Source organism: Streptomyces spongiae (assembly GCF_009377185.1).
Classification (GTDB): Bacteria; Actinomycetota; Actinomycetes; order Streptomycetales; family Streptomycetaceae; genus Streptomyces; species Streptomyces spongiae.
Genome location: NZ_VJZC01000266.1, coordinates 1 through 13,220, shown reverse-complemented (window position 1 = coordinate 13,220; position 13,220 = coordinate 1). Strand labels below are relative to the sequence as shown.

Annotated in this window: 14 protein-coding genes; 5 read left to right on the top strand and 9 right to left on the bottom strand. The window is 70.1% G+C overall.

The genetic code is table 11. The features are described from left to right. Window positions 1-474: 474 nt before the first annotated feature. The 3 genes from FNH08_RS29105 to FNH08_RS29095 form a co-directional block, all read right to left on the bottom strand. Window positions 475-1,152 (bottom strand): HNH endonuclease family protein, encoded by a 678-nt coding sequence (locus FNH08_RS29105; protein ID WP_322725659.1) that lies wholly within the window; start codon window positions 1,150-1,152, stop codon window positions 475-477. Between the two features lie 252 nt (window positions 1,153-1,404). Next, window positions 1,405-1,953 carry an MmyB family transcriptional regulator gene (locus FNH08_RS29100; protein WP_322725658.1) on the bottom strand — a complete coding sequence of 183 codons (549 nt, stop codon included), beginning with the start codon at window positions 1,951-1,953 and terminating at the stop codon, window positions 1,405-1,407. Window positions 1,954-2,169: 216 nt separating this feature from the next. Next, window positions 2,170-3,372, bottom strand: coding sequence for an MFS transporter (locus FNH08_RS29095; RefSeq protein WP_152774505.1), 1,203 nt, complete (start codon window positions 3,370-3,372; stop codon window positions 2,170-2,172). Window positions 3,373-3,410: 38 nt separating this feature from the next. Here FNH08_RS29095 and FNH08_RS29090 point away from each other — a divergent pair, with 38 nt between their 5' ends. Then, a complete protein-coding gene (locus FNH08_RS29090; protein ID WP_152774504.1) occupies window positions 3,411-4,007 on the top strand; it encodes a CGNR zinc finger domain-containing protein in 597 nt (198 codons plus the stop codon). A gap of 230 nt (window positions 4,008-4,237) precedes the next feature. Here the strand turns inward: FNH08_RS29090 and FNH08_RS29085 are convergent, their stop codons facing one another. Next, window positions 4,238-6,085, bottom strand: coding sequence for a sensor histidine kinase (locus FNH08_RS29085; RefSeq protein WP_228034420.1), 1,848 nt, complete (start codon window positions 6,083-6,085; stop codon window positions 4,238-4,240). Beyond that, a complete protein-coding gene (locus FNH08_RS29080) occupies window positions 6,082-6,777 on the bottom strand; it encodes a response regulator transcription factor (protein ID WP_322725656.1) in 696 nt (231 codons plus the stop codon). Before FNH08_RS29080 ends, FNH08_RS29085 begins: the two co-directional genes overlap by 4 nt. 108 nt (window positions 6,778-6,885) lie before the next feature. Here FNH08_RS29080 and FNH08_RS29075 point away from each other — a divergent pair, with 108 nt between their 5' ends. Together FNH08_RS29075 and FNH08_RS29070 are read left to right on the top strand one after the other, a co-directional pair. Then, window positions 6,886-8,169, top strand: a complete 1,284-nt coding sequence (locus FNH08_RS29075) for a L,D-transpeptidase (protein ID WP_228034419.1) — start codon at window positions 6,886-6,888, stop codon at window positions 8,167-8,169. Window positions 8,170-8,225: 56 nt separating this feature from the next. After that, complete coding sequence (locus FNH08_RS29070; RefSeq protein WP_322725655.1) at window positions 8,226-9,113, top strand: L,D-transpeptidase family protein; 888 nt, start codon at window positions 8,226-8,228, stop codon at window positions 9,111-9,113. Between the two features lie 7 nt (window positions 9,114-9,120). Here the strand turns inward: FNH08_RS29070 and FNH08_RS29065 are convergent, their stop codons facing one another. The 3 genes from FNH08_RS29065 to FNH08_RS29055 all read right to left on the bottom strand — a co-directional run bounded on the left by FNH08_RS29065 (window position 9,121) and on the right by FNH08_RS29055 (window position 11,160). Continuing rightward, the gene (locus tag FNH08_RS29065) at window positions 9,121-9,543 is read right to left on the bottom strand and encodes a maleylpyruvate isomerase N-terminal domain-containing protein (RefSeq protein ID WP_152774502.1); all 423 of its coding nucleotides are present in this window, start codon (window positions 9,541-9,543) and stop codon (window positions 9,121-9,123) included. 135 nt (window positions 9,544-9,678) lie between these two features. Continuing rightward, window positions 9,679-9,957 (bottom strand): hypothetical protein, encoded by a 279-nt coding sequence (locus FNH08_RS29060; RefSeq protein WP_228034418.1) that lies wholly within the window; start codon window positions 9,955-9,957, stop codon window positions 9,679-9,681. 27 nt (window positions 9,958-9,984) lie between these two features. Beyond that, a complete protein-coding gene (locus FNH08_RS29055) occupies window positions 9,985-11,160 on the bottom strand; it encodes a collagen-like triple helix repeat-containing protein (RefSeq protein WP_152774501.1) in 1,176 nt (391 codons plus the stop codon). A gap of 606 nt (window positions 11,161-11,766) precedes the next feature. Between FNH08_RS29055 and FNH08_RS29045 the strand changes: the two genes are divergently transcribed. Both FNH08_RS29045 and FNH08_RS29040 read left to right on the top strand, forming a co-directional pair. Then, window positions 11,767-11,988 (top strand): hypothetical protein, encoded by a 222-nt coding sequence (locus FNH08_RS29045; RefSeq protein ID WP_152774500.1) that lies wholly within the window; start codon window positions 11,767-11,769, stop codon window positions 11,986-11,988. Window positions 11,989-12,190: 202 nt separating this feature from the next. After that, window positions 12,191-12,667 carry a DUF5994 family protein gene (locus FNH08_RS29040; RefSeq protein WP_152774499.1) on the top strand — a complete coding sequence of 159 codons (477 nt, stop codon included), beginning with the start codon at window positions 12,191-12,193 and terminating at the stop codon, window positions 12,665-12,667. Window positions 12,668-12,694: 27 nt separating this feature from the next. Here FNH08_RS29040 and FNH08_RS29035 read toward each other — a convergent pair. Then, window positions 12,695-13,220, bottom strand: a 526-nt coding sequence (locus tag FNH08_RS29035) for a DUF5994 family protein (RefSeq protein WP_228034417.1), incomplete at its 5' end; no start/stop codon positions are given.

The following is a 13,220-nucleotide window of genomic DNA, read 5'->3' as shown; positions in this document are numbered from 1 at the left end:
ACGCAAACGCTGGACCATGCGCTGGAAGGCCGCACTCCAAGCCTTCGACATCACCTTCGACGGCCGGCTCACCGCCGGACGCCGCTGAACAAAACCGACCGAGTTCCACCGTTCGCTACACAGACCCCCGCAGGCAGGGTGGCAACGCTCATGCCGGACGCTCAGCCGAGGAAACCGCTGACCGTCCCATGCTGTGGCCACCCGCATAGCGTCCATACCGGCACGCTGGGTTCTGCCCGCTCACCCGGCACGCGGAGAAACGCAGCCGGATCAGTGGCGGGAAGACCAGTGGACCCTTGCTGCCATCGTCGGGCGGGCTCGGCATCATCCCTGTCCCCCACCGGGCCTGCGTGACGCCGCCCGGGGAGGGGCCCGGGGCCGACGCGGCTTCCCGAGCTCAGAGCTCGATCCGCTCTGAGTGGAGAACCAGTTGTGGCCCCGCCTCGTCGATCTCGATGAGGCGGGGCAACGGGTCTAGGGAGCGGGGTCGTAGGTCACGGTGGTGCCGGGGCAGGCTTCCGCGAGTTGTGTGAGTGCTTCGAGCTCGACGGCGTCGATGGTGAGTTCCCAGCGGAGCTTGGTCGCGAGCCACTCCGAGGTGTAGCGGCACGTGACGTCGACGGCCGGCGGCAGCCACTCGGCCGGGTCCTGGTCGGCCTTGCTGCGGTTGGACGCCGCGGAGACGGCGACGAGGGAGGTCCTGGCGTCGAGGTCGTTGGCGTACGCCTCGCGCCGCTGGGCAGTCCATTGCGATGCCCCGGAGTCCCATGCCTCGGCGAGCGGCACCATGTGGTCGACGTCCAGGGCGGAGGCCGTGGTCACCCACTTGGCGTCGTAGTACGACCACCATCGGCCTCCGGAGAGCTTGCAGCCCGGGAGGACCTCGGGTGGGTCGATCGCCTCGGAGAGGAGCACCTCCGCTCGTGTGTTGCAGCCGTCGGTGGGGTTCTGGCCCGCGTTCCAGTGCTTGAAGCTCGTGCGCTGGTAGCCGCTGCGCGCCTCCGCCGCGAGGGGGAGGATTTCGACCGCAGCCGCGATCGGGAGTGTGTAGGTCTCGGCGGCCCGATCGTGTGCGCGAGCCGGAGTGGGTGCCAGTAGGGGCAGGGCGACAAGTGCGGCCGCAAGAGCGGCACGCCTGAGGTTCTTGATCACGCATCGCAGAATCGATTCCGCTTACTTCGATCGAGCGGTTCGACTCGAACGAATGAGCCATATGGATGCTTGAGTTCACCGGACAGGCGTTCCATGAGGCACCCGATGGAGGAATGTCCATGCGGGGGTGGCCAGCGCCTGCCCACCGACAGTCGACTGACCAGCCCACCAGACCTTTCTGCCGCCAGTCGTCGTCGGAGTGCTGGTAGATCAGCGCGGTCAACAGCGTCCTGCGGCGGGTCCGGCAGTGCTTCAGCTCCGTGTCACCGTCGGGTCCTGCGCCGGCGGAGCCGTCGCGCTGCCGAGGATTCGCAGCGCTGCCTCCGACGGGGAGCCGGGCTCGGCCGTATAAGCGATGAGGCGTTGGCCGGACGGGCCGGGGATGACGAGGTTCTCGAAGCCGAGGTCCATCGCGCCGACCAGCGGATGCCGCAGGTGCTTCACACCTGAGGTGCAGGTGCGTACCGGATGCCGGGCCCAGAGGGGAGCGAACTCGCCGCAGTTCATGGTGAGTTGGCCGACGAGTTCGGCGAGGGAACGGTCGTGTGGGTGGCGGCCCGCGACCAGGCGCAGGGAGGCCACGCCCAGTTGGGCCTCCTCGTTCCAGTTCGTGAACAACTGCTGGTACTGCTCGTCGAGGAAGAGCATCCGGATCAGGTTGGTCTCTGCCGGAGTTGCAGGAGCTTCTCGACGAATGGCTCGTCCTGCCAGCAATGTGGTGAACACCTCGGCTCGGACAACGGCCTTCGATGGTGCTCGAGCCCATGCCAGAACGCGTACTTCAGAGGGTTTCGCCGACACGACTGCGGGATCTGTGGTGGTCCACTCCCCACAGCGTCCAGGGGACGTCCACCGAAATGGTGCTCAACCCACTGCCGTCGGGCAGCTTACGAACAACGCCGGGTCGGCCAACAGCAGAGAGCTCAACACTGACGGCCAGCGTCCCCACTCAATCGAGGAGAATGCTCAACCTTCACGGCGAGAGATCAGGGATTGCTCACCAAGGTTCGGTCCTGATCAACTCGACATCGCGCGGTTCTCAGGCGAGTTGACGGCTGCCGACGGGATCGCGAAGAAGGCCAGTACCGCCAGGATCGCCACACTCACGGCGAGGGCCAAAGCGCCTGGAAGAGACCAGGCCACGACCGGTCCGCCAACCGCTGCCCCCAGGGCGAAACCGGTGATCTTCAAGCTGGCGCCGGTGGTGAAGATCTGGCCACGCAGGTGTTCTGGGGCCTCCCGGTGGCGGACTGCGAACAAGGCGGCCAGTTGTGGTCCCTCACCGATCCCGGCGATGAGTACAGCCACGATCAGCACGACTGGTTGACCCCACGCGGCCAACGCCAGCGCGGCAGCCTGGACGAGGGCACTGGCCCAGATGATCGTGTCGGGGGCGACTGAATGCGGGAACCGGGCGAGTACGGCGTTGGCCACCAAGGCGGAGATCGCCGCGCAGGAGAGCAGCACCGCGCCGCGCCCGGCTCCGCCCAGGAAACGCTCGCCCAGGAGCGGGATGCACGCCGTCAGCATGCCCTGGGCGATGCAGGAGACGACCGAGGTGAGGGTCGCCCGGGCCAATGCCGACCTTCCGACGATGACCCGCATTCCGGCAGCCAGGTCGCTGATCACCGAAGTTGTCTGAGCCCCCCGCGCCCGACCGGGACGGCCGGGCAGCATCCACGCGGTGGGCAGCGCCAAAGCGATGAGCACCGCGGAGACCACCACGGCCGACGGGGCTCCCAGCGTCTCCGCCACGCCGCCGGCGAGAGCCGGACCGGCCAGGCTCGCCACGCTGAACGTCATGGCATCGAGCGCGTTCGCCCGGGGCAGGTGGTCGACCGGCACCACACGCGGCAGCTGGGCCGTCCATCCGCCCGACAGGGCTGGCCCCAGCAGTCCCGTCACCACGGCGATCAGGATGGTGACAGCGAACGGCAAGCGGCCGAGTCCCACGAGAATCGCCCCCAGCCCCGCCGCATACAGGACGAGGGCCCCGGCCAGCAGGCGTCCCGGCCGTCCTGCCCTGTCGAGGAGCGCCCCGAGCACCGGCCCTCCAACCGCGGCAGAGATCGTGATGCCCGCGAGCAGCGACGACGCGTCGACGGTCGACCCGGCCAGGGCGAATCCTGCCAGCATCAGCGCCGGTCCTGACATCTCGTCCCCGGCACGAGCTGCCACTGCTCCAGCGAAATAGAAACGGAGTGAGTAACGCTTTTTCATCAGCAGAACGTTACGGAGGTAACTCAAATCTCAGCAAGATGCGTTACATTCCATACGTGTCCTTCAACGGCGACAACTGGTCCACCCGGCACTCCGTGCTGACCACGGCTCGGCGCACCGCCGCTCTGATCAACGCCCTCGCTGACGACTGCCCCACCCCGGCCGAAGTCGCCGACGTGCTCCGCGCATACGGCGAGACCGACCCCATCGGCCTCACCACCCGCGATGTCGCCGGAATGCGCGCAGCCGCCGCCATGCTCCGGCAAGTCTTCGCCGCCGAGCACGCCGATGACGCCGCAGCCACCCTCAACCGCCTCCTGCAGGAACACTCCGGATCGCTGCGCCTGACCTCGCACGGCGGCAGCACCCCCTGGCATCCCCACCTCGACCACGACGACAACGCCCCCTGGGACGAGTGGCTCCTCGCCTCGTCCTGCATGGCCCTGACCGTCCTCGTCTGGGACCGTCAGCGCCCACCCGGCAGAATCTGCGCATCACCCAGCTGCCAGAACGTCTTCATCACCCAGGGCAGCGGCCCCGAACGCCGTTACTGCTCCCGTCGATGCGCGACGCGCGAACGAGTTGCAGCCCATCGACGCTCCCGCTCCGACGAAGAGTCGAGGGAAATCAAGTAGGCGTCAGGCCCAACGCAACATCGCTCAAACTTCAGTGAGAATCACTCAACCTTCGCTGCGAGAGGTCAGAGGAGAGCACGTAGTGCCGCATGTGGTTACTGGTGAGACCACGTGATGGCTGTCGCGTGACAGAACCAGGACATCCGGAGGGCCGGCGGTCGCCTGCTGTGACGCGTGCGCAACTCACCGTCGGCGATGGAGAGTTCAGACCGCGGAAGGGAGCTGCCTTCTCATGGTTGAGGTTCCTCCGGCCCGGGCACGCGCGGCAGCCGGACCGTGAACACCGCTCCGCTGCCGGGGGTGCTGTCGGCGGTGACGGTTCCGTCGTGTGACTCGACGAACTGGCGCACGATGGACAGGCCGAGACCGCTGCCGCCGGTGCGTCTGCTGCGGGATTTCTCGGCGCGCCAGAACCGTTCGAAGACATGGGGCAGGTCTTCGGGGGCGATACCGTCCCCGGTGTCGCGCACGGTCAGGACGGCCTCCTCCGCGGTCTGCCGGGCGCTCAGGGTGACCGTGCCCTGCGCGGGAGTGTGCCGCAGCGCGTTGGAGACGAGGTTGCCCAGGACCTGTCGCATGCGCACCGGGTCGGCGTCCAACCAGAGCCCTGGGTCGGCATCCGCCCGCAGGTGTATGTCCGCGGCTTCGGCGCGGCTGCGGTGCGCGGCGGCGACCTGGCCGATCAACTCGTCCGCGGCCAGCGGCTCCCGGTGCAGCCGCAGGGTGCCGGCGTCGCCCGCGGCGAGGTCGCGCAGGTCGTCGATGATGTGCTGCAGTTGCAGCGCCTCGTCGTGCAGGGAGGCGATGAGGCCGGGGTCGGGGTCGAGCAGTCCGTCGCGGGTGACCTCCAGCCACCCGCGGATATTGGTCAGCGGGGTGCGCAGTTCATGGGCGATGTCGCTGACCATGGCCTTGCGCTGGGCCTCCATCCGTTCCCGGCGCGCGGTCAGGTCGTTGAAGGCGGCGGCCAGGAAGCCCGTCTCGTCCTTGGTGGTGACGGCGACCCGTGCGTGGTGCTCGGGCGGCTGCCGGGCGGCGGCGGTCAGGGCGCGCAGGGGGCGGACGAGGCGGACGGCGACGAGGGCGGTCAGTGCGATCGTGACGGCCAGGACGAGACCGCTGACTCCGATGATCTTGCTCTTGTTGGCGGGTGAGAGGTCGAAGCCCGACCGCTGTTGGTCGCGGGCGCCGAGGTAGAGGGCCGCCGGTGGGGCGACGTAGGGGTCGAGCTGGGTGCGGCGCGCCGAGTCGATGCAGTTCTGCACCTGTTGGTTGCCGATCGTCCTGTCGGACATTCCGGGTACGACGTCGTCGGCGAACAGCTCCCGCAGAGAGGGGTCTTGCGTGGCCAGCAGCTTCCAGTCGCCGGGGAGGCAGCCGACCAGCAGCTTCGCGAGGGCTGCCAGCCCCTTGCGCTCGGTGGGTGTCACCGCGTTGTCCGCCGCGTCGGCGCACCGCGAGAGCACGGGTTCCGAGCCGTCGTCGGCGACGGCCACCGTACGGCCGCTGGGCATCTGTCTGGTGCGGCCGCCGTTGCCGAACTTGGTCAGGCACGCCACACGCCGCTGCGCCACTTTGCTCACCTGCTCCGCCTCGGCGCGGGACAGCCGAAAGGGCCCCACCGCCCGCGGGTCGATGCCGGCGAGCTGGGCGCCGGGCTCGGTGTAGGTGTCCGTACGCAGCGGGTCGACGGTGGCCGAGGCACGGGCGGGCAGCGCGGTGCCGGGTGCGGCGGAGTCGGCGATGAGCCGTCCGCCCGCGGTGGTCAGGGCGATACGCCGGTCCAGGGTGCGCGAGAGTGTGCGCACGGTGGACGTGACGCCGTCCCACTCGGCATGGGCCGCGGCATAGCCGCTGAGCCGGCGCAGGATGTCGGAGTCGTCGGAGAGCACCTGCCCGCGTTCCTCCTGGATGGCCCGTGTGGTGAGCTGCACGGCGAGCCAGGCGGTGGCGCTCACGGACAGCACCGCGATCGCCACGGAGGTGAGCAGTAGCCGCACCAGCAGACTCCTGCGCCAAGGGATGCGGGACACGGGCGTCCCGCCGTCCGGGCCGGTCATGGGGGCCGGGCGGGTCATGAGGGCCCCTGGCCGTCCACGAGTTTGTAGCCGACGCCGAACACCGTCAGCAGCCGTGCGGGGGTGCGCGGGTCGGCCTCGATCTTCTTGCGCAGGTTCATGATGTGCATGTCGATGGCACGCTCGGTGGACGCCCGGTCGTGACCGCGGGTGTGTTCCAGCAACTGGCGGCGCGAGAAGACCCGTTCGGGCTCGGCCGCCATGGCGGTCAGGATGGCGAACTCACCCGGGGTGCAGACGACCGCCGCGCCGTCACAGGTGACCTCGTGCCGTACCGGGTCGACGGTGACACCCCCGACACGCAGCACGGGGGACTCCTCGACGGGACGCAGGGTGCGGCGCAGCACGATGCGGATGCGTGCCAGCAGCTCCCGCGGACTGTACGGCTTCGTCATGTAGTCGTCCGCGCCGAGGTCGAGACCGAGCAGCAGATCGTCCTCGGCGGAGCGGGCCGTGAGCATCAGCACCGGTATGTCCGCGTCCTGGCGCAGCACGCGGCAGACGCCGAAACCGTCGAGGCCCGGCAGCATCACATCGAGGATCACCAGGTCGGGCCGGTGGCTGCGGGCCTCGTCGAGTGCGGCCCGTCCGTCGGAGACGACGACGGCCTCATGGCCTTCCCTGACCAGGAGTCGGCGGATGAGCTCGGCCTGCATGCCGTCGTCCTCCGCGATCAGAATATGTGCGCACACGCCGGTGACCTTATGTGTGCTGAGGCGGCGTCAGTAGGGAGAACGGCCCTCTTGCGGTTCTTGCCACACCCTGACAACTTCCTGATTTCCGCGCTCCACGCTGGCCCCATGCACGACGGAGAATCCACACATCGCACCGGCCCGGCCCCGGTCCCGGCGTTCGCGCCCCGCCCGGCCCGCCGCGTCCCGGCCCGGTCCACCATGGCGCTGCTGTCCGTCTCGCTGTGCCTTCTGGCCGGCTGCGGCACCGGGGCGTCGGACGCGAAGAACCCCGCCGGGGACCCGGCGAAGAGACCGGTGCACGCCGCCGGGGCGGCGACGGGGCCCCGGCTGGACCTGCACGCCACCGACGGGCAGGAACACGTCCCGGTCACCACCGGCGGGCGGGTCACGGTCGAAGGGGGCACGATCACCGAGGTGTCCCTGTCCACCGCGGACGGTCGGGCGGTGCCGGGCGAACGGTCCCCGGACAGGAAGAGCTGGGCCCCCTCGGGCGACCTGAAGCACGGGACGGCCTACCGGCTGACCGCGGTGGCCACCGACACCGAAGGCCACCGGGTGAGCAGGAGCGTGACGTTCAGGACCCTTGCCGAGGCCGACCGGTTCACCGGCACGTACACCCCGGAGAACGGCTCCACGGTGGGCGTGGGCATGCCCGTTTCGTTCACCTTCGACAAACCGATCACCGACAAGAAGGCCGTCGAGTCCGCCATCGAGGTGAGTGCCGACAGCGGACAGACCGTCGTGGGCCACTGGTTCGGCGGGCAGCGCCTCGACTTCCGTCCGCGGGAGTACTGGAAGTCCCACTCCACGGTCACCGTCAGGATCCGCCTCGCCGGGGTGAAGGGGGCCGCCGACGCGTACGGCGAACAGGACCGGACCCTCCGGTTCAAGGTCGGGCGCGGTCAGGTGTCCACCGTGGACGCCGCCGCGCACACCATGAAGGTCGTCCGGGACGGCACCACCGTGCGGAACATACCGATCACCGCGGGCGCCGCCTCGTCGCCCACCTGGAACGGGCGGATGGTCATCTCCGAGAAACTGATCTCGACACGGATGAACGGCGCCACAGTCGGTTACGCCGGCCAGTACGACATCCCCGACGTCCCGCACGCCATGCGGCTGTCCACCTCGGGCACCTTCATCCACGGCAACTACTGGGGAGCCGACTCCGTCTTCGGCCGGTCCAACATCAGCCACGGCTGTGTGGGGCTCAACGACATCAAGGGCGGCGGCGACTCCGGCCAGGACGCCGCCTGGTTCTACGACAACTCCCTCATCGGCGACGTGGTCGTGGTGAAGAACTCCGACGACAAGGTGATCGCCCCCGACAACGGACTCAACGGCTGGAACATGCCGTGGAGCGAGTGGACGGCGGGGTCGGCGCGGTGAGGCACCTGGTGAGGCACCTCTTCTCGTCCGTGAGCTCCGTGGGCTCCGTGAGCTCCGTGAGCTCCCGTCTGCCGGTTCCCGCCGCGGTCCTGGCCCTGGCCCTCACCCTGGCCGGGTGCGGCGGCCCCGGCGCCGGCCCCGGCTCCGGGACGGCGGGGAGCGTCCCCTCGGCCACCGCCGGTGCGCAGGACGCCCGGACTGTCGCGCCCGCCACGACTCCCGCCGGATCCGGACCGAACGCAGCCGGCGAAAGGAGCACGGACGCCAAAGCCGCAGACCCGGACGCCAAAGCCGCGGCCCCGGACCCGAGCGCTTCCGCAACGACCGGCCTGCCGGGTGACCTGCCGGACGACCTTCCCGCCGACCTGCCGGGCCTCGGCCCCCGGACGCTCGCCGAGATCCCCGACAACGCCCGGCAGGTCGTCGTCGTCACCGGGAAGGACAAGAACTCCCCGAAGTCGCAGGTGGTGCTGTACCGGCGCACCGGCGACGGCTGGGCCGCCGGGCGGACCTGGGCCGCCCACAACGCGCTCCGGGGCTGGACCGACGACCATCACGCGGGTGACCTGCGCTCGCCCATCGGTGTGTTCACCCTCAGCGACGCGGGCGGACTGCTCGCCGACCCGGGCACGAAACTGCCCTACGACCGGTCCGGTGCCTTCACCATCGGCGGCACCGGATTCGAGGGCGAGCCGCTCGCCGGCTCCTTCGACTACGTGGTCGCGATCGACTACAACCGCAAGCCGGGCACTTCCCCCCTCGACTGGACCCGCCCACTCGGCGCGGGCCGCGGCGGCGGCATCTGGCTGCATGTCGACCACGGGGGACCCACCCACGGCTGCGTGAGCCTGACGCGGCAGCACATGAAGGAGCTGCTGCTCACGCTCGACCCGGCGCTGCACCCGGTGATCGTGATGGGGGACCTCACCTCCCTCGAACGGTGACGGCCGATCACAGGCAGGGTGGCAGGGTCATCGGGGCGGTCGGTCGGGGCGAGACGGACCGCCGGGCAGGCGGGGCGCGGGTCGAGAGGGTGGCCGTGACGTCGTCGGGGAGCGTGTCGGTCAGGCGGGCGGGGAGGTCCGCGAAGGCCGTTCCCGATGCGAGGTCGATCGCGTGCAGCCATACCTCGGGCACCCGCATCCAGGGGATCTCAGCGGCGGGGATGGTGCGTCCCAACGCGCTCCTGACCTCGGCCCGCCAGGTCGGCGCGTCGAGGGCCGCCGGCGCGTCCTCCAGTTCCGCCGCCGAGGACTCGATCTCCGCGGCGCGTTGCTCACGGTCGGCGCACATCGGAGTGGGAACGCCCGTACGGGCCCAGATGGCCAGGCGGAGGAGGGCCTCGGCGTTGCCGGCCACGTGGCCGGGGGACATGGGCGCGCGTCCAGCCGGGGAGGGCACTGGCGACACCGAGGTCGCCGTCGGTGAGGCCGTCGGACACGCCTGCCGGCACAACCGTGCCCTCACGCATCAACGGAAGGGTGACGGTCAGGTCATGGCGGTCGTCGGTCATGAGTCGTCGCTCCCCATCCGGTCGTCGCTCCCCATCCGCCCCTCACCGCTCCGCCCGACCTCCGCCCCTCTGGTGAGCCGGGTCGCAAGGTGGTAGGCGACGGTGACGTCCTGGTACTCCTGACCGGGGACGACCGGGTCCGGTAGGTGGGTGCGTTCGCTGTGACTCGTCGACTCCCGCTTCCCGGTGCCGGGGAAGCGGACAGCTGTGTGGGGTGCCTGTGTGAAGCGGAGACGTTCGGCGTGGACCGTCGACCGGAACGCGATGTCCCCCACCGGGCTCCCGGCTCCCGCGCCTCGAATTCAGGGCGGCTTCTCACGTTCCTTGTCGGCATGACGGCGGCTGGACCTTGGTGGCAGCTTCCCGTCCCCTCCGCGTACCCGGCGTGTGCGGGTGCCGCCTCGGCTCCGGTCGGCTCGGCCCCGCTCTCCCTGCGTGTGCTTGCGGGCCGCACGCGGCTCGGCCGGCTCGGCCGGTTCGGTCCCTTCCGCGGTGGCGTTCGCCGTCTCCGCAGCGTCCGGAGCGTCCGCAACGGCGTGGCCGCCGTCCCGTACTGTGTCGCCTGCCGCTTCCACCGTCTCACCCGCGGCCTGTTCGGCCACGCGCCCGGCGGTGCCGCCCACCACCTCGCCGGCGCTTCCGACGGTCCGGCTCGTCTCATGGCCGACGTCTTCCACCGCGCGCCCGGCGCCACCGCCCACGTCCTGAACGGCCCTCCCGGCTCCCTGACCGACATCCCGCGCCACGGCTCCGGCGCCCTGTCCCACATCCTGGACAGCGGCTCCGGCGCCCTGTCCCACATCCTGCACGGCGGCTCCGGCGCCCTGTCCCACATCCTGCACGGCGGCTCCGGCGCCCTGCCCCACATCCTGCACGGCGGCTCCGGCGCCCTGCCCCACATCCCGGACGGCCGTCCCCGCACCCTGGCCGACCTCCTGGACGGCCCTTCCGGCACCCGTACCCAGCTCCCCCACGGCCTGACGGGCACCGCCGCCGACATCCCGCACGGCGGACCCGATTCCGCGCGCCAGCTCGTGCAGGATCTCCGGGTTGCGGTCGAGCGTGGTGAGCACTCGATCAATGATCTTTGCGACGTGGTGGAGACGCACCTCAAGCTGGGCCTGTGCCTCGACGCCCGAGATGCCCAGGTGCACCCGGCCGAGCGTGACGTCGGCGCCCACGTTCAGTCTGAGCAGATCCAGCACCTCGGCCTGCAGCGAGACATGCGCCCGCAGGTCCTCGACGTCCAGGTCGATCTCGTCGACCTTTAGGATCGGAACGTCGAGGAAGACGTCAGGGCTCGCACCGGCTACGCCCTCCTCGTCGTAGGGCACCGGCTCATCTTCGTACGGTGCCGACTCCTCGTCGTAAGCCTGGGCATCGACGTACTCGTCACCGTCGCCGGCGTCGAGTTCGTCACCGTGCTCGTCGTCGTACTCCTCGACGGAGCCCTCGTCGTTCTCGGCGTTGCCGCGCATCGCCACGCCTCCGCGGTTTTAACGTACCTTCCGACCATTTTTATCCAATATGGGCTTCGGTGCGCGGTCAGCACCGTCCATCCACCGGACCGAAGGAATCAAGTGCGCACCTCCGCACTGGACGAACCCTGGGACAAGGCGCAGGGCACCCCTTCGCGAGTGCCGCTCGCCAGGGACGCGATCGTGGCGGCGGCCGGCGACACGGCCTTAGACCCGTGCCAGATGCTGCGGAGAACCACGGGGAACACCGGGGAACCAGCCGACCGCCTGCCAGGCGCCGACACCGCTCCCCCACAGGTCAATCCCCCCGCAAGCCCCAGAAGCGGAAGCCCTCGGGCATGCCGGCGATCTGCCGAGCCTTCCGCCACATCCGCCCGAAGACGCTGCGCCGGAAAGGAGCACCCTTCTCGCCAACGAAGAGACAGGCGCTTACGCGAGCAGCTCCCGGAGACACCAGACCAGTGATCGCGTGCGGGGTTTACCCCCCGCACGCACTCGCCTCAGCTGCACCACCGACACGCGTGCCAGTTGGATTCTGTGATTCACCAATTCGCCGAACGATGGATATCGCAGTCTCAACGGCACCCGGAGTCCAAAGAATCAGCCATGTCCCGCACCACGCCCAACCGCCGGTACGCAAACCGGCCCTTATCGGTCCTCGCCCTCGTGGCCTTGGCTGCCGGCTTCGAGGGCCTGGACCTGGAGCGGCTGCGGGTCGGGGCCGAACGCATCGGCCGGCTCTGCGACCCCACCCGCTCCCTCGGCAGCGCCACCGCCATGACGCGTACGGTGATCAGCGCAGCCGGCCGCGGGCACGCGGGAGGATGACCGCGGGCTGACGGACGAGGTCTGGGTGTGCGGGCCGCGCTCGGAACCCCTGTCTCGCCGGGGGCCGTTCGGCGTCCCACGGGAGTAGCGTGGGGGTATCGGGAGCATCTCGCACACCGGCCTCCACGTCGATGTCGTTCTCGGTGAGCGACGACATCGGGCCGAGCCCGTTGAGGCAGCGGCCCGGAGACGGGTTGGCGCGATGTCCGCGGCCAGCGGCAACGCCCCCCTGTGGACGGTGCCCTTCAGGGTTCCGAACACCCGCCTGGCGCTGAAGCCCATGGGCACGTCACGACGAGGGCTGGACGGCGCCTGGTGGCCCCGTTCCCGCGACCTGCCAAGTGAACTCTCCGCCCTGGCCGAGGTGTTGGACCCTCTGTGGGGACGGATCACCAGGATCGCCGTCAACCCTCGGTACTGGCCCTCCCTTTCGCGTGGGATGCACGTCAACGGGCTTGTGGTGAAAATCGACTGGTCCGTGCGGGAACTGGACCCGCACAAGATCACGGTGGTGTCCTACACCGCCGGCCGCTGGGACCTTCTGGTGATCCCGCCGGAGACCGGTGCCCCCGCTGCCGCCCGGCTCATGGCCACCGCGAGCCGGAGCACCGGTCCTCGCCTGACCGCGACCGCGCTCATGGCGGCGGAACAAGCCCTCCATGACAGCGCGCCCGGGTGACACGCGGGGTGTCCGGCGATGCCGGCCCTAGGACGCTTCCGCGACGATCGGCCGCGCTCGGCCGGTGCCGGTGTCGATGAGGATCTGCGTCGCCTGCGTGAGGTTGTCGGCGCGGACGGCCCTGGCCATCGCGGTATGTGCCGCGTCGGGCGTCGCGTGCGGCGGGACCACCAGCAGGGAGAAGAGATCTCCGTCCCCTCGGGTGATGAGCACGGTGTCGTCACCGACCGGGAAGGAATCCACATGCACGACACGGTCGTCGATGATCAGCCGTGTCGGCAGTTCCTCCCAGGCCCCGGCGTCCAGGCCGACGCGCGTGACGGGCCCGATGTGTTCGGTCAGCGCGGTGATCAGACCCGGAAGCTCCGCGCCGATGTCGCGGGAGCGAGGCCACCACGCACCGTCGAGGATTCCCGTACGGTCATGCGTCGTCCGCAGCCGCACGAGGGCTGTGCCGGGCCGGACGGAGCGGTGGACCGTGTCCGGGAGGAGCTTCGCCTCACGGGACGGGTCGGGGCCGGGATCGGGATCGAGGCCGGGATCGGGGCCGGGG

Excerpts from the sequence above, each read along its gene's own strand:
- FNH08_RS29095 (WP_152774505.1), bottom strand. The coding sequence starts at position 3,372 with ATGAAAAAGCGTTACTCACTCCGTTTCTATTTCGCTGGAGCAGTGGCA.
- FNH08_RS29090 (WP_152774504.1), top strand. The coding sequence starts at position 3,411 with ATGCGTTACATTCCATACGTGTCCTTCAACGGCGACAACTGGTCCACC.
- FNH08_RS29085 (WP_228034420.1), bottom strand. The coding sequence starts at position 6,085 with ATGACCCGCCCGGCCCCCATGACCGGCCCGGACGGCGGGACGCCCGTG.
- FNH08_RS29075 (WP_228034419.1), top strand. The coding sequence starts at position 6,886 with ATGCACGACGGAGAATCCACACATCGCACCGGCCCGGCCCCGGTCCCG.
- FNH08_RS29065 (WP_152774502.1), bottom strand. The coding sequence starts at position 9,543 with ATGTCCCCCGGCCACGTGGCCGGCAACGCCGAGGCCCTCCTCCGCCTG.
- FNH08_RS29055 (WP_152774501.1), bottom strand. The coding sequence starts at position 11,160 with ATGCGCGGCAACGCCGAGAACGACGAGGGCTCCGTCGAGGAGTACGAC.
- FNH08_RS29045 (WP_152774500.1), top strand. The coding sequence starts at position 11,767 with ATGTCCCGCACCACGCCCAACCGCCGGTACGCAAACCGGCCCTTATCG.
- FNH08_RS29040 (WP_152774499.1), top strand. The coding sequence starts at position 12,191 with ATGTCCGCGGCCAGCGGCAACGCCCCCCTGTGGACGGTGCCCTTCAGG.